Here is an 18,053-nt window from a genome sequence, read left to right as displayed (position 1 = left end):
CGGTGATGGGGTGTGTTCATCGAAACCGTATCCGGTATCGGGCCTCTCCACCGCCAAGCGTTCGCGTGTCGCGTTCGAAGAGAGTCCGAGATTGGATGCACTTGACACTCTAGCAATTCGAAGATAGCTTCGGTAAAGAAGTTCGCCTCCGGTCCTCCCGGCCGAGGGCGGGAGGCGAACTTCTCCACATCCGAGGCAGCAGTCCTGAGGAGGAGCCATGACCACCATCGACATCGCCGGCGTCCGCAGCATCCCCGCCCCGTCGACCCGACTCCGTCTCACGACGCGAGGACGCCGCGTCCTCGCGACGCTCGCCTCCGTGCCCGCCGTCGTCGCGATCAGCATCGCGATCGTCTCCGGCGGTGGCGCGCTCGCCTCCGGCGAGCAGAGCGCTCCCGGCGGCACCTTCCAGACCGTCACGGTGATGCCTGGCGACACGCTCTGGTCCGTCGCGGAGCGGGTCGCCCCATCCGCCGACCCGCGCGACGTCGTCGACGCGATCATGCGCCTGAACGCCCTGAGCAGCGCCCGCCTGGATGCCGGTCAGCAGGTCGCGATCCCGCTGGAGTACGCGACGGGCGACTGACGCCGAGCCCTACCATGGGAGGGTGACTGTTCGTCTGGAAGACCTCCCGCTGCGCGACGATCTCCGGGGTCTCACCCCCTACGGGGCGCCCCAGGCGCCACTCCCGGTGGCCCTCAACGTCAACGAGAACTCGCACCCCGTGCCCGAAGAGGTCGCCGACGACATCATCGTGAGCATCTCGCAGGCGCTGCGGGGGATCAACCGGTATCCCGACCGTGAGTTCACCGAGCTGCGGGAGGGCTTCGCCGACTACCTGGGCCACGGGCTGTCCCGGGAGCAGATCTGGGCGGCGAACGGCTCGAACGAAGTCCTCCAGCACCTGCTGCAGGCCTTCGCCGGGCCCGGCCGGACCGCCTTCGGCTTCGCGCCCACCTACTCGATGTATCCCCTGCTCACGCGGGGGACGGGTGCGCAGTACGTGACGGGCACGCGCGGCGTGGACTACACGATCGACGCCCAGGACGCGGCCGCGCAGGTGGCCGACGCCCGACCGGACGTCGTCTTCCTCTGCGCGCCGAACAACCCCACCGGCACGCCGCTGCGCACCGACGTCGTCGAGGCGGTCTACGACGCGACCGACGGCATCGTGATCGTCGACGAGGCGTACCAGGAGTTCGCACCGCGCGAGGAGCGGTCGGCGCTGACCCTGCTGCCGGGGCGCGAGCGGCTCGTCGTCAGCCGCACCATGAGCAAGGCGTTCGCCTTCGCCGGGGCGCGCGTGGGCTACCTGGCGGCCGACCCCGCCGTCATCGACGCGCTCCGCCTCGTCCGGCTGCCGTACCACCTGAGCGCCCTCACGCAGGCGGCCGCGACCGCGGCGCTGCGGCACGCGCCCACGATGCTGCAGATGGTCGACGACATCGTCGGCCAGCGCGACCGCATCTCCGCCACGCTGTCGGCGCTCGGCTACACGCCCTACGAGAGCTGGACGAACTTCGTCCTCTTCGACGGCGTCGACGACCCGGCCGCCACCTGGCAGGGGCTGTACGACCGTGGCATCCTCATCCGCGACGTCGGCATCCCGCACAGCCTCCGCGTCACCGCCGGCACCGAGGACGAATCCACAGCCTTCCTCGAGGCACTGGCATCCCTCTGAACCCGGCGGGCGTCATGCGGCCCGCGCCCCTGCGGCGCGCTCGGTAGACTCGGATCCATGAGCAGCCCCGCGCCCCGCACGGCATCCCTTCGCCGCGCGACGAGCGAATCCACCGTCGAACTCGAACTCGATCTGGACGGCACCGGACAGAGCCACATCGACACGACGGTCCCGTTCTTCGACCACCTGCTCACCGCATTCGCGAAGCACTCGCTGACCGACCTGACGGTGCGCGCCTCCGGCGACACCGAGATCGACGCCCACCACACCGTGGAGGACGTCGCGATCGTGCTGGGTCAGGCCATCCGCGAGGCGCTCGGCGACAAGGCCGGCATCTCCCGCTACGGCGATGCACTCGTGCCGCTCGACGAGGCGCTCGCACAGGCCGTCGTGGACATCAGCGGGCGTCCCTACCTCGTGCACACCGGCGAGCCCGCGGGTTACGAGCACCACCTCATCGGCGGTCACTTCACCGGGTCGCTCGTGCGCCACACCTTCGAGGCGATCGCCTACAGCGCGGCGTTGACGATGCACATCACGGTGCTCGGCGGGCGCGACCCGCACCACATCGCGGAGGCCGAGTACAAGGCGTTCGCGCGCGCGTTCCGTCAGGCCAAGGCCCTCGACCCGCACGTGCGCGGCATCCCGAGCACGAAGGGCGCTCTGTGACCGACGCCCCGCTCGTCGCCGTCCTCGACTACGGCTCCGGCAACGTCCACTCGGCGGTCAAGGCCCTCGCCGCCGCCGGCGCCGACGCCCGCCTGACGCGGGACCGCGGCCTCGTGCAGGACGCCGCCGGGCTTGTCGTCCCGGGCGTGGGCGCGTTCCGGGCCGTCATGGATGCGCTGCAGGAGAGCCGCGGCCACGAACTCATCGATCGCCGCCTGGCCGGCGGGCTGCCGGTTCTCGGCATCTGCGTCGGGATGCAGGTGCTCTTCGAGCACGGCGTCGAACGCGGCGTCGACACGGAGGGCCTGGGGGAGTGGCCGGGATCGGTCACCGAGCTCGACGCCCCCGTCCTGCCGCACATGGGCTGGAACACCGTCCGTTCCGGCGCCGGGTCGGTGCTCTTCGACGGCATCGAGGAGGAGCGCTTCTACTTCGTGCACTCCTACGCGGCCCAGCATTGGTCGCTCGAGGTCATGCGACCGTTCGCCGAGCCCGTGCTCACCTGGTGCGACTACGGGACGCCGTTCCTCGCCGCGGTGGAGAACGGCCCGCTGTCGGCGACGCAGTTCCACCCGGAGAAGTCCGGGGGGGCCGGCATCCGGCTGCTGGGGAACTGGATCGGCGCGCTGCCGAAGGCCTAGTAGGCTGTCACCTCGTGCATGCGCGGATCCGCGCGCGCGAATCTACCTCCCGTTGGAGCCATGAACGATTTCGCTTCCACCCCCGAACTGATCCTGCTGCCCGCCGTCGATGTCGCAGGTGGCAAGGCCGTCCGCCTCACACAGGGCGAGGCCGGCACCGAGACGAGCTACGGCGACCCGGTGGAGGCCGCACTCGCGTGGGCCCGCGACGGCGCGCAGTGGATCCACCTCGTCGACCTCGACGCCGCCTTCGGCCGCGGCAACAACAGCGCCGTGCTGCGCAAGGTCATCAAGCAGCTCAAGGGCGTGCAGGTCGAGCTCTCCGGCGGCATCCGCGACGACGCGACCCTCGAGGCCGCCCTGGAGAGCGGCGCCGCCCGCATCAACCTCGGCACCGCGGCGCTGGAGAACCCCGAGTGGGCCTCCGACGTGATCTACCGCTACGGCGAGGCGATCGCCGTCGGGCTCGATGTGCGCGGTACGACCCTGGCCGCGCGCGGCTGGACGCGCGACGGCGGCGATCTCTGGCAGGTGCTCGAACGCCTCGAGGATGCCGGCTGCAGCCGGTACGTCGTCACCGACGTCACGAAGGACGGCACGCTCCGCGGCCCGAACCTCGAGCTCCTCCGCGAGATGGTCGCTCGCACGCCCAAGCCGGTCGTCGCCTCCGGCGGCATCTCGAGTCTCGACGACATCGCGGCTCTCCGCGAGCTCGTCCCGCTCGGCGTCGAGGGCGCGATCGTCGGCAAGGCCCTGTACGCGGGCGCGTTCACGCTCGCCGAGGCGCTGGATGTCGCCGGAGGCTGACCACTCCTGCGGTCCCGCCGACTCGGCGGGCGTTCCGTGGGCCGGCCGCAGCTTCGAGCCGAACCCGCACGCCGCCGACGACGGCTCGGCCGACCCCGCCCTGCTGGCCGCGCTGCTCGCGTTCCGCGCGGGGGACGGGGACGCCGGTGCCGTCGTCGACGCGTACCGCTCGGCGCGCCTGCTGATCCCGCTCGTCGCCGAGAAGGGCGAGGAGGGCGTCGGACCGACCGGGCTGACCGTCGACAAGACGCAGGAGCTGTCGATCGTCACGGTCGCCGCGCCCGACGGGCGCCGCGTGCTGCCGGTGTTCACGTCGGTGCAGACCCTCGCGGCGTGGGATCCCGCCGCGCGCCCGGTGCCGGTCGACGGCGTGCGCACGGCCCTCTCGGCCGCCGCGGACGACACCGATCTCGTCGTCATCGACCCGGCCTCGCCGACGGAGTTCGTGCTGCGCCGGCCCGCCGTGTGGGCGATCGGCCAGGGTCAGCGCTGGGACCCCCCGCACATGTCGCCCGAGGTCTTCGCCGGACTGCAGGAGAGCATCGGCGGCGAACTCGGCGTGCTCGACCTCTCGGTCGCGCCGGGGGACCCCGACGCGCGCCTGCGCGGACCCGAGCTCGTCGTGCGCCTGCACCTGGTCGACGGCCTCGATCAGGGCGAGCTGGATGCCGTGCTCCAGCGCCTCGCGGCGCGCTGGGCCGCCGACGACCGGATCGCCGTGCTCGTGGACTCCCTGACGGTCAAGCTCGTCCGCGCCTGACCCCGCGCCGTTGCGGCGCCGCGCCGCCGCGCCGCGCCGCGCCCCGTCCGGTGCAATCTGCAGGATCGGCCGTGACGGGTGGGGCTGCGGAGCCCCACGGGCCTCGTCAGCCACACCGCATCCTGCGGTTCGATCGGCGAGAGGGTCCGGGGCGGGACGGCGGCGGGCGGAACCCGGGGGACCGGTGCGTCGCGCCCGCGCGCGGACGCCGCGGCATCCGTCGACTGAGAAACCACATTCAGCGCGAGACATCACGCGTGGCGTGGTTTGTGATGCCGGATGTGGTTTCTCGGCGTGGAATGGGGTGCCCGCGGCGAGGTGCGCCAGGCTGCGGCGCCGCGCGGCGGCCCAGAGCGCCGGGTCAGTTGACCGGGCCGGTCCACTTCTCGCCGGGGCCTTTGCCGATCGGGTCGGGGATGACCGACGCCTCGCGGAACGCGAGCTGCACCGAGCGCAGCCCGTCCCGCAGCGACCGGGCGTGCATGTCGCTGATCTCCGGGGCGCTGGCCGTGATGAGGCCGGCGAGGGCGTTGATGAGCTTCCGGGCCTCGTCGAGGTCCTTCTGCGTGTCGGGGTCGTCGGCGAGGCCCACCTTGACGGCCGCCGCGCTCAGCAGGTGCACCGCTGTCGTGGTGATCACCTCGACGGCCGGAACCGCCGCGATGTCACGGGTCGCGGCCTGCGCCGCACGCTCCTCCTCCTCCCAGCGCGCGAGGCGCTCGGCATCCTGTTCCCCGGGTCCAGACGGAATCGTGTCCACGTGCTGCTCTCTGCTAGACTGAGCGGGCACCGGAGTGTTCTACTCCGGATCGAAAGAGGATCACATCCCACCCGCGCTTGCCGTTCCAGGCTACCGGGTCTCGCACTCCGCCCCGTTCACCCGGGGTGGCACGGGTGCAGAACACTGAATGCCGATGCGCGCGCATCGTGCGGGGTGGACGTGATGCTCTTCCGCCCGAGACGCAGCCCTGCGTCCCGGTGGCCGTCGCCCGTATGAAGAGGAGTTCCGCATCAGCGATCCCCGCACCAACGACCGCATCCGCGTCCCCGAGGTTCGCCTCGTCGGTCCCGCCGGAGAGCAGGTCGGCGTCGTTCGTATCGAGGTCGCCCTGCGTCTGGCGCAGGAGGCCGAGCTGGACCTGGTCGAAGTCGCCCCGAACTCGAAGCCCCCGGTCGTCAAGATCATGGACTACGGCAAGTTCAAGTACGAGGCGGCGCAGAAGGCCAAGGAAGCACGTCGCAACCAGGCGAACACGGTCCTCAAGGAGGTCCGCTTCCGCCTGAAGATCGACAACCACGACTACGAAACCAAGCGCAAGCGCGCTGAGGGCTTCCTCAAGACGGGTGACAAGGTCAAGGCCATGATCCTGTTCCGCGGTCGTGAGCAGCAGCGCCCCGAGCAGGGCGTGCGCCTGCTCAAGAAGTTCGCGGAGGACGTGGCCGAGTTCGGCACCGTCGAGTCGAACCCGATGATCGACGGACGCAACATGGTCATGGTCATCGCGCCGCACAAGAACAAGTCCGAGGTCAAGACGGAGCAGAACGCCGCCCGCGCGGCGAACAAGGAAGCCGCCCGCCAGGCGCGCGGCGGCTCGTCCGAGGCCGACGCGCCCGAGGCCGGCGAGACGGCATCCGCCCCCGCCGAATAGGCGCCCACAGACTCCCGCCCAGCGGGAAATACAACGAAGGAAGAGACATGCCGAAGCAGAAGACCCATTCGGGTGCCAAGAAGCGCTTCAAGATCACCGGCAGCGGCAAGATCATGAAGCAGCAGGCGAACCTCCGCCACAACCTCGAAGGCAAGCCCACCAAGCGCACCCGTCGCCTCACGCAGGACCAGGTCCTCGCCAAGGGTGATGCCAAGGTCGCCAAGAAGCTCCTCGGCCACTGAGCGCCGACGCACGTTAGGAAGTAAACGAAATGGCTAGAGTCAAGCGGGCAGTAAACGCCCACAAGAAGCGTCGCGTCATCCTTGAGCGCGCCTCCGGTTACCGGGGTCAGCGTTCGCGCCTGTACCGCAAGGCGAAGGAGCAGGTCACCCACTCGCTCGTCTACGCGTACCGTGACCGTCGCAAGCGCAAGGGCGACTTCCGCCGTCTGTGGATCCAGCGCATCAACGCCGCGAGCCGCCAGAACGGCCTGACGTACAACCGCTTCATCCAGGGTCTGGGTCTCGCCGGTGTGCAGGTCGACCGTCGCATGCTCGCCGAGCTGGCCGTCAACGAGCCCGCCGTCTTCACCTCGCTCGTCGAGACCGCGAAGAAGGCCCTGCCGGCGGACGTCAACGCGCCCAAGGCCTGATCACGGCTTCGACAGGGGCGTCCTCCTCCGGGAGGGCGCCCCTTTCGCGTGCCCGGATGCCTCTGGCCGCGGCCCTACACTGAGACCGTGCTCGAGAACCCCCGCTCCCCGCGTGTGCGCGCTGTGGCGAAGCTGACCAAGCGCAGCGCCCGGCAGGAGACCGGCCTCTTCCTCCTGGAGGGTCCGCAGGCGGCCCGCGAGGCGCTGACCTTCCGCCCCGAGACCCTGGTCGAGCTGTACGCGACGCCGTCGGCGCTGGAGCGGCACCAGGACGTGCGGGATGCCGCGGAGGCGGCGGGGCTGGAGATCATCTTCGCCAGCGAGGCCGTGCTCGATGCGATGGCCGACACCGTGACGCCGCAGGGGATCGTCGCCGTCGCGCGCCAGTCGCCGACGGCCGCGCGCGACATCTTCGCCGGCTCGCCGCGGCTCGTCGTGATCTGCGAGGAGGTGCGCGATCCCGGCAACCTCGGCACCATCATCCGCGCCGCCGACGCGGCGGGAGCGGATGCCGTCGTCCTCACCGGCCGGACGGTCGATCCCTACAACCCGAAGGTCGTGCGCGCGACGACCGGCTCGCTGTTCCATGTGCCCGTGGCCGTCGGTGCGGAGCTCGCCGAGACCGTGCAGCGCGCCCGGGCGGCCGGCCTCCGCGTGATCGCCGCGGATGTCGGGGGAGAGGACTTCCTCGCCCACCGCGGCACGCTCGCCGAGCCGACGGCGTGGCTGTTCGGCAACGAGGCCCGCGGCCTCGAGGAGGACGCGCTCGCGCTGGTCGATCTGTCGCTGCGGCTGCCCATCTACGGCGCCGCGGAGTCGCTCAACCTCGCCACCGCCGCGAGCGTCTGCCTGTACGAGAGCGCCTTCGCGCAGCGCGCCGGCGCCTGACGGGCCGCATTCCGGGCCTGTTACAGATCGGTAAAGGTCCCGTCAAGACCCTGCGGTGCCGGTGGCCGATCCGTAGGGTGGCGTCATGGCGACTCCAGAGAACGAGGCTGCGCCCCGGACATCCAACATCGACGTCCGCCGCGGTCAGCCCCTCGTCGTGATCTCCGACGTCCAGAAGCACTACGGCGACTTCCAGGCGCTGAAGGACATCGACCTCACGGTCAACCGGGGTGAGGTGGTCGTCGTCATCGGGCCGTCCGGTTCCGGCAAGTCGACGCTGTGCCGCACGATCAACCGCCTCGAGACCATCACGAGCGGCACGATCACGATCGACGGCAAGGAGCTGCCCAAGGAGGGCAAGGGCCTCGCCGAGCTCCGCGCCGACGTCGGGATGGTGTTCCAGTCGTTCAACCTCTTCGCCCACCTCACGATCCTCGAGAACGTGACGCTGGGTCCCATCAAGGTCAAGGGGATGAAGAAGCCCGACGCCGAGGCCCTCGCGAAGAAGCTCCTCGACCGGGTGGGCGTCGGCCAGCAGGCCGCGAAGCTCCCCGCCCAGCTCTCCGGCGGGCAGCAGCAGCGCGTCGCGATCGCCCGCGCCCTCGCGATGCAGCCCAAGCTCATGCTGTTCGACGAGCCGACGAGCGCCCTGGACCCCGAGATGATCAACGAGGTCCTCGACGTCATGGTGACCCTCGCGCAGGAGGGCATGACGATGATCGTCGTGACCCACGAGATGGGCTTCGCGCGGAAGGCCGCCGACCGCGTCGTGTTCATGGCCGACGGGCAGATCGTCGAAGAGGCGACACCCGACGAGTTCTTCACCCACCCGAAGAGCGACCGGGCCAAGGACTTCCTCTCCAAGCTCATCACGCACTGAGAACGTCCGCGCCCATGCACCGGCGCGACGACCGAAGAAGAGATCGAAACCAGGAGGATCACATGCGCAAGACACGCATCGCCGGCGCGTTCGCCGGTATCGCGATCGCCGCACTCGCGCTCGCGGGCTGCAACAGCGGGACCCCCGGCGCCGACCCGGCAGATCCGGGTGAATCAGAAGGCGACGGCACGTGGTTCGAGGTCGCCTCCGAGCCCGTCGAGGTCGAGGGCAGCCCCACGGTCGACGCGATCACGGAGCGCGGCAAGGTCCGCATCGGCGTCAAGGAGGACCAGCCGAACCTCGGATACCTCGACCCCACGACCGGCGAGCGGAGCGGCTTCGACGTCGACATCGCCCGCTGGATCGCGGCATCCCTCGGCTATGACGAGGAGGACATCGAGTTCTCGGTGATCGACTCGAAGGCTCGCGAGGACGCGATCACCCGCGGCGACATCGACTACTACGTGGGGACGTACTCGATCACCGACTCGCGCAAGGAGCTCATCTCCTTCGCCGGACCGTACTTCGTGACCGGTCAGGGTCTCCTCGTGACGGCGGACAACGACACCATCACCGGTAAGGACTCGCTGACGGCGGACATGACGGTGTGCTCGGCGACCGGCTCGACCTCGATCCAGCGGATCAAGGACGAGACCCCCTCGAACACGGAGGAGTTCGACAAGTACTCCGAGTGCGTCGAGGCGCTCAAGAACGGGCAGGTGGATGCCGTCACGACGGACGAGGCGATCCTCATCGGCTACGCCGCCCTGGAGCCGGACGCGCTCAAGGTGACCGGCGAGGTCTTCAGTGAGGAGCGGTACGGCGTCGGCATCGTGAAGGGCGACACGGCCTTCGTCGAGTACGTCAACACGCTGTTCACGGACGGCGGCGACATCTGGCAGGCCATCTTCGACAAGAACCTCGGCGCCGCCGGGGTCGAGGGCGACCAGCCGACGGTCGACCCGGTCGAGTGACCGCCTGCGGGGCGGTGCACCGCTGACGCGGCGTCACCGCCCCGCATCATCCCCGGCATGACGAGAGGAGAACGGTGAACCAGATCTTCGATTACCCCGACCTGTGGGTCGAGGCCCTGATCGGCACCCTCGTCCTCTTCTTCGCGGGCGGTGCGATCGCCCTCGTCCTGGGCTTCCTCGTCGGCGCCATGCGCGTCTCGCCGGTGCCGATCGCGCGGGCCGTCGGGACGCTCTACGTCAACACCATCCGCAACACCCCGCTGACGCTCGTGCTGTTCTTCTTCGCCTTCGCGGTGCCCCTGCTGTTCCCCGTGCCCCGCGGCAGCTTCCTGCTGCTGGCGATCCTGGGTCTCGGCATCTACACGGCGACGTACGTCGCCGAGACGATCCGCTCCGGCATCAACACCGTCCCGATCGGGCAGGCCGAGGCCGCGCGCGCCCTCGGCATGGGGTTCGGCCAGGTGATGGGATACGTCGTGCTGCCGCAGGCGGCGCGCTCGGTCATCCCGCCCATGATGAGCGTGCTCATCGCCCTGCTGAAGAACACGACCGTCGCGTCCGGCTTCTCCGTCGTCAACCTCGGCAACATCCGCGCCAACATGAGCGAGAACGGTGAGAACCAGATGGTGACGATCCTGCTCGTGATGGCCGTGTTCGTGGCTCTCGTCCTGCTGCTGGCCTGGCTGCAGCGGACGCTCGAGAACAAGTGGCGGGTGGCGCGATGAGCGGCTCCGTCCTCTACGACGTCCCCGGTCCCCGCGCGCAGGCGCGGAACCGGATCATCGGCGCGGTCACGATCGTCGTCGTCCTCGCGATCATCGGCTTCGTGATCTGGCGCCTCTTCGCGACGGGTCAGTTCTCCGCGCAGAAGTGGGAGCTCTTCGGCTACACCCGCGTCTGGCAGATGATCGGCCAGGCGACCCTCGCCACCCTGACCGCGTTCGCGGCGGCAGGCGTCGGTGCCATCGTGCTGGGGTTCATCCTCGGCATCGGCCGCCTGTCCGATCACGCGTGGGTCCGTCGCCCGGTGATGGCGATCGTGGAACTCCTGCGCGCCGTCCCCGTCCTCGTGTTCATGCTGCTGCTGTACTACGGCCTGCCCGTCATCGACATCCGGATGTCGAGCTACTGGGCGGTCGTCCTCGCACTCGTCCTGTACAACGGCTCCGTGCTCTCGGAGGTCATCCGCGCGGGTGTCGAGTCGCTGCCGCGCGGCCAACAGGAGGCGGGCTACGCCGTCGGGCTCCGCAAGGCGGGCGTCATGCGGCTCATCCTGCTGCCGCAGGCGATCCGCGCCATGATGCCGGTCATCATCGCCCAGCTCGTCGTGACGCTGAAGGACACCGCGCTCGGCTTCATCATCACCTACCCCGAGCTGCTGTACACGGCGAAGCTGCTGGGCTCGAACGCGAACTTCGGCTCGCCGCTGATCCCGTCGGCGATCATCGCCGGCACGATCTACATCGCCATGTGCCTGGCGCTCAGCTACGTCGCGCACCGCGTCCAGGAGCGCACGAAGCGCTCGCCCAAGGTGCAGCTGACGATCGCGCCGCTGCAGGAGACCACCGACACGCAGCTCATCGCGACGCAGGCCCGTACCGACAACCGCACGGGCCAGGCCGGGGGCTCGGTGTGACGCACGGGGTGGGGACACGCCGCCGGTAGACTCGTTCTTCGTGTCTGACGCACCCGAAATCACGCCCGAAGCGGTCGACGCCGCCGTCGCGGACGCGCTCGCCGCGATCGCCGCGGCCGGCGACACCGCCGCTCTGAAGGCGGCCCGCTCCGCCCACACCGCAGAGGGTTCGCCGCTCGCGCGCCTGAACGCGCAGCTGCGGAACGTGCCGAACGAGCGCAAGGCCGAGGTCGGCAAGCTCGTCGGCGGGGCGCGCGGACGCGTGACCCAGGCGCTCGCCGCGCGCGAGGCCGAGCTCGCCGAGGCCGAGACGGCCGCGAAGCTCGAGGCGGAGCGCATCGACGTCACGGCCCTGCCGCAGCGCGCGCGCGTCGGCGCACGGCATCCGCTCACCCTCCTGCAGGACCAGGTCGGCGACATCTTCGTCGGTATGGGATGGGAGATCGCGGAAGGCCCCGAGCTCGAGCACGAGTGGTACAACTTCGACGCGCTGAACCTCGACGCCGACCACCCGGCGCGGCAGATGCAGGACACGTTCTACGTCGATCCGGTCGCGCGGCACCTGCTGCTGCGCACGCAGACGAGCCCGGTGCAGATGCGCACGATGCTCACCCGCGACCTGCCGATCTACATCGTCTCGCCTGGCCGCGTGTTCCGCACCGACGAGTTCGACGCCACCCACCTGCCCGTGTTCAGCCAGTTCGAGGGCCTCGTCATCGACAAGGGCATAACGATGGCGCACCTGCGCGGCACCCTCGACCACGTCGCGCGTGCCCTCTTCGGCGCCGAGGCGAAGACGCGCCTGCGCGCCAACTACTTCCCGTTCACCGAGCCGAGCGCGGAGCTCGACCTCTGGCATCCCACCTTCAAGGGCGGCGCCCGCTGGATCGAGTGGGGCGGATGCGGCATGGTCAACCCCAATGTGCTGCGCGCGGCCGGGATCGACCCGGAGGTCTACTCCGGGTTCGCGTTCGGGATGGGGATCGAGCGGACCCTGATGTTCCGCTCGGATGTGAAGGACATGCGCGACATGGCCGAAGGCGATGTCCGCTTCAGCGAGCAGTTCGGAATGGTGGTCTGATGCGCGTCCCGCTCTCCTGGCTGCGTGAGTACGTCGATGTCGCAGCCGATGCGACCCCCGAGGACGTCCTCGCCTCGCTCGTCTCGGTCGGCTTCGAGGAGGAGGACGTCCACGGCTTCGACCTGACCGGCCCGATCGTCGTCGGCCGGGTCGTCGAGTTCGTCGAGGAGCCGCAGTCCAACGGCAAGACCATCCGCTGGTGCCAGGTCGACGTGGGCGATGCCCACGGCGGCGTCCGCGGCATCGTCTGCGGCGCGCGGAACTTCTTCGAGGGCGACAAGGTCGTCGTGACGCTCCCGGGCGCCGTGCTGCCCGGACCCTTCCCGATCGCGGCGCGCAAGACCTACGGCCACGTCTCGGACGGCATGATCGCCTCCGCGAAGGAGCTGGGCCTCGGCGACGAGCACTCCGGCATCCTGCGCCTGGCCGAGCTCGGACTCGACCCCGAGGTCGGCACCGACGCCATCGCGCTCCTCGGCCTCGACGACGTCGCGGTCGAGATCAACGTGACGCCCGACCGCGGCTACGCGCTGAGCCTGCGCGGCGTCGCGCGCGAGTACGCGCACGCCACCGGCGGAGCGCTCCGCGACCCGGGCCTCCGGGACTTCGAGGAGCTCGGGCAGCCCACCGGCGGGTTCCCCGTCGCCGTCGTGGACGAGAACCCGATCCGCGGGAACGTCGGCGCGAGCGAGTTCGTCGTGCGCATCGTGCGCGACGTCGACCCCAGCCGGCCGACGCCGCCGTGGATGGTGGCGCGGCTGACGCTCGCCGGCATCCGCTCCCTCGGCGTCCTCATCGACATCACGAACTACGTCATGCTCGAGCTCGGCAACCCGATCCACGGCTACGACCTGGACAAGCTGCAGGGCGGCATCACCGTCCGCCGGGCGGGCGAGGGGGAGAAGCTCACGACCCTCGACGGCAAGGAGCGCACGCTCAGCGCCGAGGACCTGCTCATCACCGACGAATCCGGGCCCATCGGCCTCGCCGGGGTCATGGGCGGCGGCACGACCGAGATGAGCGATGCCACGCGCAACGTCCTCATCGAGGCGGCGATCTTCGACACCGTCTCGATCGCGCGCACCGCCCGTCGCCACAAGCTGCCCTCCGAGGCGTCCAAGCGCTTCGAGCGCGGCGTCGACCCGCTCATCCCGTTCGTCGCCGCGCGCCGCGTCGCCGACCTGATGGTGCAGCTGGCCGGTGGCACCCTCGACACCGAGACCGGCGGGGCCCTCTTCGCCGAGGTCTTCGTCGCGTCCGTCCCGCTTCCGCGCGGCTTCGTGTCGGGGCTCATCGGCGTCGACTACGCCGAGGCGGAGATCACCGGCGCCCTCGAGATGATCGGCTGCGAGGTCGCCGCCACGGACGACGGCTGGGACGTGATCCCGCCGACGTGGCGCCCCGACCTCACCGACAAGTGGACCCTCGCGGAGGAGGTCGCCCGCATCACGGGGTACGACCGCATCCCGTCGGTGCTCCCGGTGCCGCCCTCGGGCCGCGGCTTCACCCCGTCGCAGCACGGCCGTCGCCGCGTCGCGAACACCCTCGCCGCCGCCGGCTACGTCGAGACGCCGTCCTTCGGCTTCACGACGGAGGAGCAGAACGACCTGCACGGCTCCGCGTCGGGCGCGCACCTGCCCTCGATCAGGATCGCGAACCCGCTCGACGGGCAGGCGCCCTTCCTGCGCCGCTCGCTCGTGCCCGGGCTCCTGCAGGTCGCGCACCGCAACGTCTCCCGCGGGTTCACCGATCTGAGCCTCTTCGAGACCGGCTCGGTGTTCCTGCCCGAGTCAGGCGTCGCGTACGGCACCGACGTCGTGCCCGCCGCGACCGCACGACCGGATGCCGACACCCTCGCCGCGCTGGATGCCGCCATCCCGCCGCAGCCGCGGCATGTCGCCGTGCTCCTGACCGGCAACCGGGTCGCGAAGCAGCCCGGCCGGCCGGCCGAGCCGTTCGATGTGGGCGACGCGCTCGACGCGACACGCACGATCGCCGCCGCCGCGGGTGTCGAGATCGAGGTCGCCCAGGGGCAGCGCGCCGCGCTGCACCCGGGCCGTACCGCCGTGCTCTCCGTCCGCGGGGCCGAGGTCGGCTACGCCGGCGAACTGCTCCCGGCCGTCGCCGAAGCCGCCGATCTGCCGGGTCGCGTCGTCGTCGCCGAACTCGACCTCGACGCGCTGCTGGAGCTCGCGGGGGAGCGCGTCGTCGCCGGCTCGCTGTCCGGCTACCCCGCGGCGACGCAGGACGTCTCGCTCGTCGTGGATGCCGGCGTGCCGGCCGCGGCGGTGCGTGCGGCGCTGCGCGAGGGAGCCGGGGAGCTCCTCGAGTCGCTGCGGCTCGTCGACGACTACCGCGGGCCGGGCCTGCCGGAGGGCTCGAAAAGCCTGACGTTCGCCCTGCGCTTCCGCGCCGACGACCGGACGCTGACGGCCGCGGAGGCGACCGACGCGAAGCTCGCCGGCGTCGCCGTCGCGGCGGAGCGGTTTGGCGCCGCGCTGCGCGAGTAGCCCGAGGCGCGCCGGCGCGTTCGCCGGACTACCGGCTGCCCCAGTTCCACGCCGGGACGTCGAGGAACCCCTGTCCCTCGACCGTCGTGCCGCCGGTGCTGCGCCGCAGCTCGATGCGCCCGTCGTCCGGCAGCCGGTCGACGAGCGCGCGGGCGTGCGAGACGACGATGAGCTGCGTCCGCTCGGCCGCCGCGGCGATGAGCGCGGCGAGCGGCTCGAGCAGCGCCGTGTGCAGGCTCGCCTCCGGCTCATTGAGGACGATGAGGGGAGCCGGGCGCGCGGGCAGCAGCGCCGCGCACAGCAGGAGGTAGCGGAGTGTCCCGTCGGAGAGTTCGGCGGCATCCAGGGGCCGGAGGAGCCCCGGCTGGTGCAGCCTCAGCCGGAACAGGCCGTCGGCCGCGTCGATCCGCACCCGGCTGCCGGGGAACGCCTCCGACACGGCGCGGTCCAGCGCCGCCCCGTGCCCCGCATCGACGACCGTGGCCCATACGGCGGCGAGGTTCGCGCCGTCGTGGGCGAGGGTCTGCGAGCGGGTGCCGACCTGCGCGCGCCGGGCGGGGGCGTCGGCATCCACCCGGAAGTGGTCGTAGAACCGCCACGCGCTCATCATGCGCCGGAGGGTCAGCAGTTCGGGCGCGGTGTCGCCGTCGGCGAGGTCGGTGACGATGCTCTCGTACGACGCGAGCGTCTGGTCGAGGTCTGTCCAGGCGCCGTCGCGCACGCGCGTGTGGCCGCGCAGCCGGTCGATGAGGAGGGTGGCGGGTTTCGCGATCGCGCCCGCGAACACCTGCTCACGCTTGATCTCCGGATCGCGGGCGAACGGGCTCGCCTGGTCGGCCTGGGGGATGCCGAGGTCGACGAGGTAGCCGAGCTCATCGGACGCGAAACCCAACTGCACGGCGACCGGCTTCCGACGCACGGTGCCCTGCTCGCCCCCGTCCTCGGGCCCCGCCCACAGCAGGGACGGCAGGCCGCCCTCTCGCGCGACGGCGCCGACGAGTTCGCCGCGCGCGGCCGACGCCAGCAGCCGGAGGGCCCGGTACAGGTTCGATTTGCCCGACCCGTTCGGTCCCGTCACGACCGTGAGCGGAGCGAGCGGAACGATGACATCACGCAGCGATCGGTACCCGGCGACGGCGAGAGTCTGCAGCATGCCCCCACTGTGCCAGGACGTCCCGACGCGCGGTCGGCGGGGCGACGGCGGATGGCGCTTTCGGGCCATCCGGATGCCCCATCCGCGCGACGCGGCGAGGCATGCCCGCGGCGTTGACTGCCGGGCATGTCAGCACTCACCTTCCACGTCATCGACCAGCCCGCCCTCCTCGGCCGGCTGGCCCTCCTCCCGACCGGCCGCGCCCGCGCGGGCGGCCCCGACCGGTCCGCCGTCGGCACGGTCACGATCGACCGGCGGCTGAACGGCCCGCGGCGTGCCGCCAACGGCGGCTTCGCAGCCGGCACCATCGCGCGCCACGTCGACGCCGACGTCGTGACGGTCACCCTCCGGCGCCCCGTCCCGCTCGGCCGCGCCCTCGACGTCGTCACCGCCGGCCGTGGCGGCATCGAGGTGATCCGCGGCCGCCGCGTCGTGGCCGAGGCCGCGCCCGGAGTCCTGGACGACGGACCCGCCCCCGTGCCGCCGACGTTCGCCGACGCCGTGGCCGCACGCGCCGCGCATCCGCTCGTCGGCATCCGGCATCCGCTGTCCGACTGCGTCGTGTGCGGTCCCGCCCGCTCCGACGGGATGGGCGTCACCCCGGGCCCGGTCCCTGGCCGCCCCGACCTCCTCGCGGCACCGTGGGTCGTCGGCGCGGAGACCGCCACCGCCGGCCTCGCGCATTTCCCGGCCGTCTGGGGGGCGATGGACTGCACGAGCTACCCGGCCGCCGCGCTGCGCTCCCGGGAACTGTGCCTGCTCGGCACCATGACGGCATCCGTCGAGCGCCGCCCGCACGTCGGCGAAGAACTCGTCGTCTACAGCTGGACCCGCGAGCACCACGGTCGCCGCTACGAGACGTCCGTGCGTCTCGTCGACGCGGGCGGAGACACGGTGGCACGCGCGGACGCGACCTGGATCGCCCTCCGCCGCCAGCGCCGCGCACTCCCCGTCCCCGCGGGGCGGGCATGATCCATACTGATGTCGTGGAGGCCGCTGCCCCGCCGATCCGGTATGCGCGGTCGGGATCGGACGATGTCGCCTGGACCGAGCGCGGGACGGGCGCGCCCCTGCTCCTCGGCGGCTGGTGGATGAGCCACCTCGAACGGGATGCCGACTACCCGCCGCTGCGGAGCTTCCTCGCGACGCTCGAGAACCGGCGCCGGGTGATCCGCATGGACGCTCCCGGCAGCGGGCTGTCGCGCTCGCGCCGGGAGACCCCCGCCGGGCTCGGGCCGCACGCCGACGCCCTCCTCGCCGTCCTCGACGCCGCCGGGGCTCCGCAGGTGACGCTGCTCGCGGGATCCTCGGGCTGTCCCATCGCCGTGGCCTTCGCCGCACGGCATCCCGATCGCGTCCGCCGCCTGATCCTCTGCGGCTCGTACCTGCACGGCGACGCGATCGCGAGCGCCGCCGACCGGGCGGCCCTCGTCGACCTCGTCCGCCGCAGCTGGGGCGTCAGCTCCCGCGTCATGGCGGAGATCTTCTACCCCGATGCGACGCCGGAGGAGCAGCGCGCGTTCCTGCAGCACCAGCGCGCGACGGGGACCGCCGCCGCGGCGGCCGCCGCGCTCGCCGCCGTGTACTCCTTCGACGCGCGCGACGACGCGGCAGCCGTCTCCGCGCCGACCCTCGTCCTGCACCGTCGTGGCGACCGGGCGATTCCGCTCGCCCTCGGCGCGGAGACCGCCGATGCCATCCCGCACGCGCGGCTCGAGGTGCTCGACGGCACCGCGCACCACCCCTGGCATGGCGACAGCGCGGCGATCATCCGGCATGCGCTCGCCTTCGACGGGGACGACGCCGGGGATCCGGCCGATGCCGTCGACGCGTCGCCGACGGCATCCCTCCCGTCCCCCCTCACCGAGCGCGAACGCGAGATCCTCCTCCTCGTCGCCCGCGGCATGACGGATGCGCAGATCGCCGACCGGCTCTTCCTCAGCATCCACACCGTGCACCGGCACGTCGCCAACGCCCGTGCGAAGCTCGGCGCCCCCTCCCGTGCCGCCGCGGCGGCCTGGGTCCTCGCGCGGGGGGTGTGAACGCATCCGCGCCCTCGCGCGCGAGGGCG

General features: G+C 71.5%; 20 protein-coding genes. 18 read left to right on the top strand and 2 right to left on the bottom strand.

The window, feature by feature from the left end:
* Positions 1-217: 217 nt before the first annotated feature.
* The 6 genes from BR85_RS07600 to BR85_RS07575 are packed head-to-tail and all read left to right on the top strand — an operon-like array spanning position 218 to position 4,559.
* Complete coding sequence (locus tag BR85_RS07600) at positions 218-586, top strand: LysM peptidoglycan-binding domain-containing protein (RefSeq protein ID WP_028495995.1); 369 nt, start codon at positions 218-220, stop codon at positions 584-586.
* A gap of 22 nt (positions 587-608) precedes the next feature.
* Entirely contained in the window at positions 609-1,682 is a 1,074-nt protein-coding gene (locus BR85_RS07595) for a histidinol-phosphate transaminase (RefSeq protein WP_028495994.1), read from the top strand.
* A gap of 57 nt (positions 1,683-1,739) precedes the next feature.
* Complete coding sequence (hisB, locus tag BR85_RS07590) at positions 1,740-2,351, top strand: imidazoleglycerol-phosphate dehydratase HisB (protein WP_028495993.1); 612 nt, start codon at positions 1,740-1,742, stop codon at positions 2,349-2,351.
* A complete protein-coding gene (hisH, locus tag BR85_RS07585; protein ID WP_028495992.1) occupies positions 2,348-2,992 on the top strand; it encodes an imidazole glycerol phosphate synthase subunit HisH in 645 nt (214 codons plus the stop codon). The genes hisB and hisH overlap by 4 nt, the downstream gene beginning before the upstream one ends.
* Before the next feature lie 60 nt (positions 2,993-3,052).
* The gene (gene priA / locus BR85_RS07580) at positions 3,053-3,799 is read left to right on the top strand and encodes a bifunctional 1-(5-phosphoribosyl)-5-((5-phosphoribosylamino)methylideneamino)imidazole-4-carboxamide isomerase/phosphoribosylanthranilate isomerase PriA (protein WP_028495991.1); all 747 of its coding nucleotides are present in this window, start codon (positions 3,053-3,055) and stop codon (positions 3,797-3,799) included.
* Positions 3,783-4,559: an SseB family protein gene (locus tag BR85_RS07575; RefSeq protein ID WP_028495990.1), complete on the top strand. Its 777-nt coding sequence runs from the start codon at positions 3,783-3,785 to the stop codon at positions 4,557-4,559. Before priA ends, BR85_RS07575 begins: the two co-directional genes overlap by 17 nt.
* 361 nt (positions 4,560-4,920) lie before the next feature.
* Here the strand turns inward: BR85_RS07575 and BR85_RS07570 are convergent, their stop codons facing one another.
* Positions 4,921-5,319: a DUF1844 domain-containing protein gene (locus BR85_RS07570; RefSeq protein WP_028495989.1), complete on the bottom strand. Its 399-nt coding sequence runs from the start codon at positions 5,317-5,319 to the stop codon at positions 4,921-4,923.
* A gap of 250 nt (positions 5,320-5,569) precedes the next feature.
* Between BR85_RS07570 and infC the strand changes: the two genes are divergently transcribed.
* The 10 genes from infC to pheT all read left to right on the top strand — a co-directional run bounded on the left by infC (position 5,570) and on the right by pheT (position 14,829).
* Positions 5,570-6,208, top strand: a complete 639-nt coding sequence (gene infC / locus BR85_RS07565; protein WP_092896860.1) for a translation initiation factor IF-3 — start codon at positions 5,570-5,572, stop codon at positions 6,206-6,208.
* A gap of 47 nt (positions 6,209-6,255) precedes the next feature.
* Positions 6,256-6,450, top strand: a complete 195-nt coding sequence (rpmI, locus tag BR85_RS07560; protein WP_028495987.1) for a 50S ribosomal protein L35 — start codon at positions 6,256-6,258, stop codon at positions 6,448-6,450.
* Between the two features lie 29 nt (positions 6,451-6,479).
* Positions 6,480-6,860, top strand: coding sequence for a 50S ribosomal protein L20 (rplT, locus tag BR85_RS07555; RefSeq protein WP_028495986.1), 381 nt, complete (start codon positions 6,480-6,482; stop codon positions 6,858-6,860).
* 87 nt (positions 6,861-6,947) lie between these two features.
* Positions 6,948-7,748, top strand: coding sequence for a TrmH family RNA methyltransferase (locus BR85_RS07550; protein WP_028495985.1), 801 nt, complete (start codon positions 6,948-6,950; stop codon positions 7,746-7,748).
* An 85-nt stretch (positions 7,749-7,833) separates the two neighbouring features.
* Positions 7,834-8,628, top strand: coding sequence for an amino acid ABC transporter ATP-binding protein (locus BR85_RS07545; RefSeq protein ID WP_028495984.1), 795 nt, complete (start codon positions 7,834-7,836; stop codon positions 8,626-8,628).
* A gap of 62 nt (positions 8,629-8,690) precedes the next feature.
* Positions 8,691-9,602, top strand: a complete 912-nt coding sequence (locus BR85_RS07540) for a glutamate ABC transporter substrate-binding protein (protein ID WP_028495983.1) — start codon at positions 8,691-8,693, stop codon at positions 9,600-9,602.
* A gap of 74 nt (positions 9,603-9,676) precedes the next feature.
* On the top strand, positions 9,677-10,327 hold the full coding sequence (locus tag BR85_RS07535) for an amino acid ABC transporter permease (RefSeq protein WP_028495982.1): 651 nt from the start codon (positions 9,677-9,679) through the stop codon (positions 10,325-10,327).
* The gene (locus BR85_RS07530) at positions 10,324-11,238 is read left to right on the top strand and encodes an amino acid ABC transporter permease (RefSeq protein ID WP_051526248.1); all 915 of its coding nucleotides are present in this window, start codon (positions 10,324-10,326) and stop codon (positions 11,236-11,238) included. Before BR85_RS07535 ends, BR85_RS07530 begins: the two co-directional genes overlap by 4 nt.
* A gap of 40 nt (positions 11,239-11,278) precedes the next feature.
* On the top strand, positions 11,279-12,319 hold the full coding sequence (gene pheS / locus BR85_RS07525) for a phenylalanine--tRNA ligase subunit alpha (RefSeq protein ID WP_028495980.1): 1,041 nt from the start codon (positions 11,279-11,281) through the stop codon (positions 12,317-12,319).
* Positions 12,319-14,829 carry a phenylalanine--tRNA ligase subunit beta gene (gene pheT, locus BR85_RS07520; protein ID WP_028495979.1) on the top strand — a complete coding sequence of 837 codons (2,511 nt, stop codon included), beginning with the start codon at positions 12,319-12,321 and terminating at the stop codon, positions 14,827-14,829. Before pheS ends, pheT begins: the two co-directional genes overlap by 1 nt.
* A gap of 28 nt (positions 14,830-14,857) precedes the next feature.
* On the opposite strand, the gene BR85_RS07515 is transcribed toward pheT, so the two are convergent.
* On the bottom strand, positions 14,858-15,982 hold the full coding sequence (locus BR85_RS07515; RefSeq protein WP_028495978.1) for an AAA family ATPase: 1,125 nt from the start codon (positions 15,980-15,982) through the stop codon (positions 14,858-14,860).
* 126 nt (positions 15,983-16,108) lie between these two features.
* On the opposite strand from BR85_RS07515, the gene BR85_RS07510 reads away from it, so the two are divergent.
* Both BR85_RS07510 and BR85_RS15675 read left to right on the top strand, forming a co-directional pair.
* On the top strand, positions 16,109-16,954 hold the full coding sequence (locus BR85_RS07510; protein WP_051526201.1) for a hypothetical protein: 846 nt from the start codon (positions 16,109-16,111) through the stop codon (positions 16,952-16,954).
* 14 nt (positions 16,955-16,968) lie between these two features.
* Positions 16,969-18,024: an alpha/beta fold hydrolase gene (locus BR85_RS15675; protein ID WP_028495977.1), complete on the top strand. Its 1,056-nt coding sequence runs from the start codon at positions 16,969-16,971 to the stop codon at positions 18,022-18,024.
* The last annotated feature ends 29 nt before the right edge of the window (positions 18,025-18,053 follow it).

The organism is Microbacterium sp. UNCCL10 (assembly GCF_000746195.1).
In the GTDB taxonomy this organism is placed as follows: domain Bacteria; phylum Actinomycetota; class Actinomycetes; order Actinomycetales; family Microbacteriaceae; genus Microbacterium; species Microbacterium saccharophilum.
The sequence above is the reverse complement of the archived record's forward strand: the minus strand, read 5'-3'. Positions and strand labels throughout refer to the sequence as shown.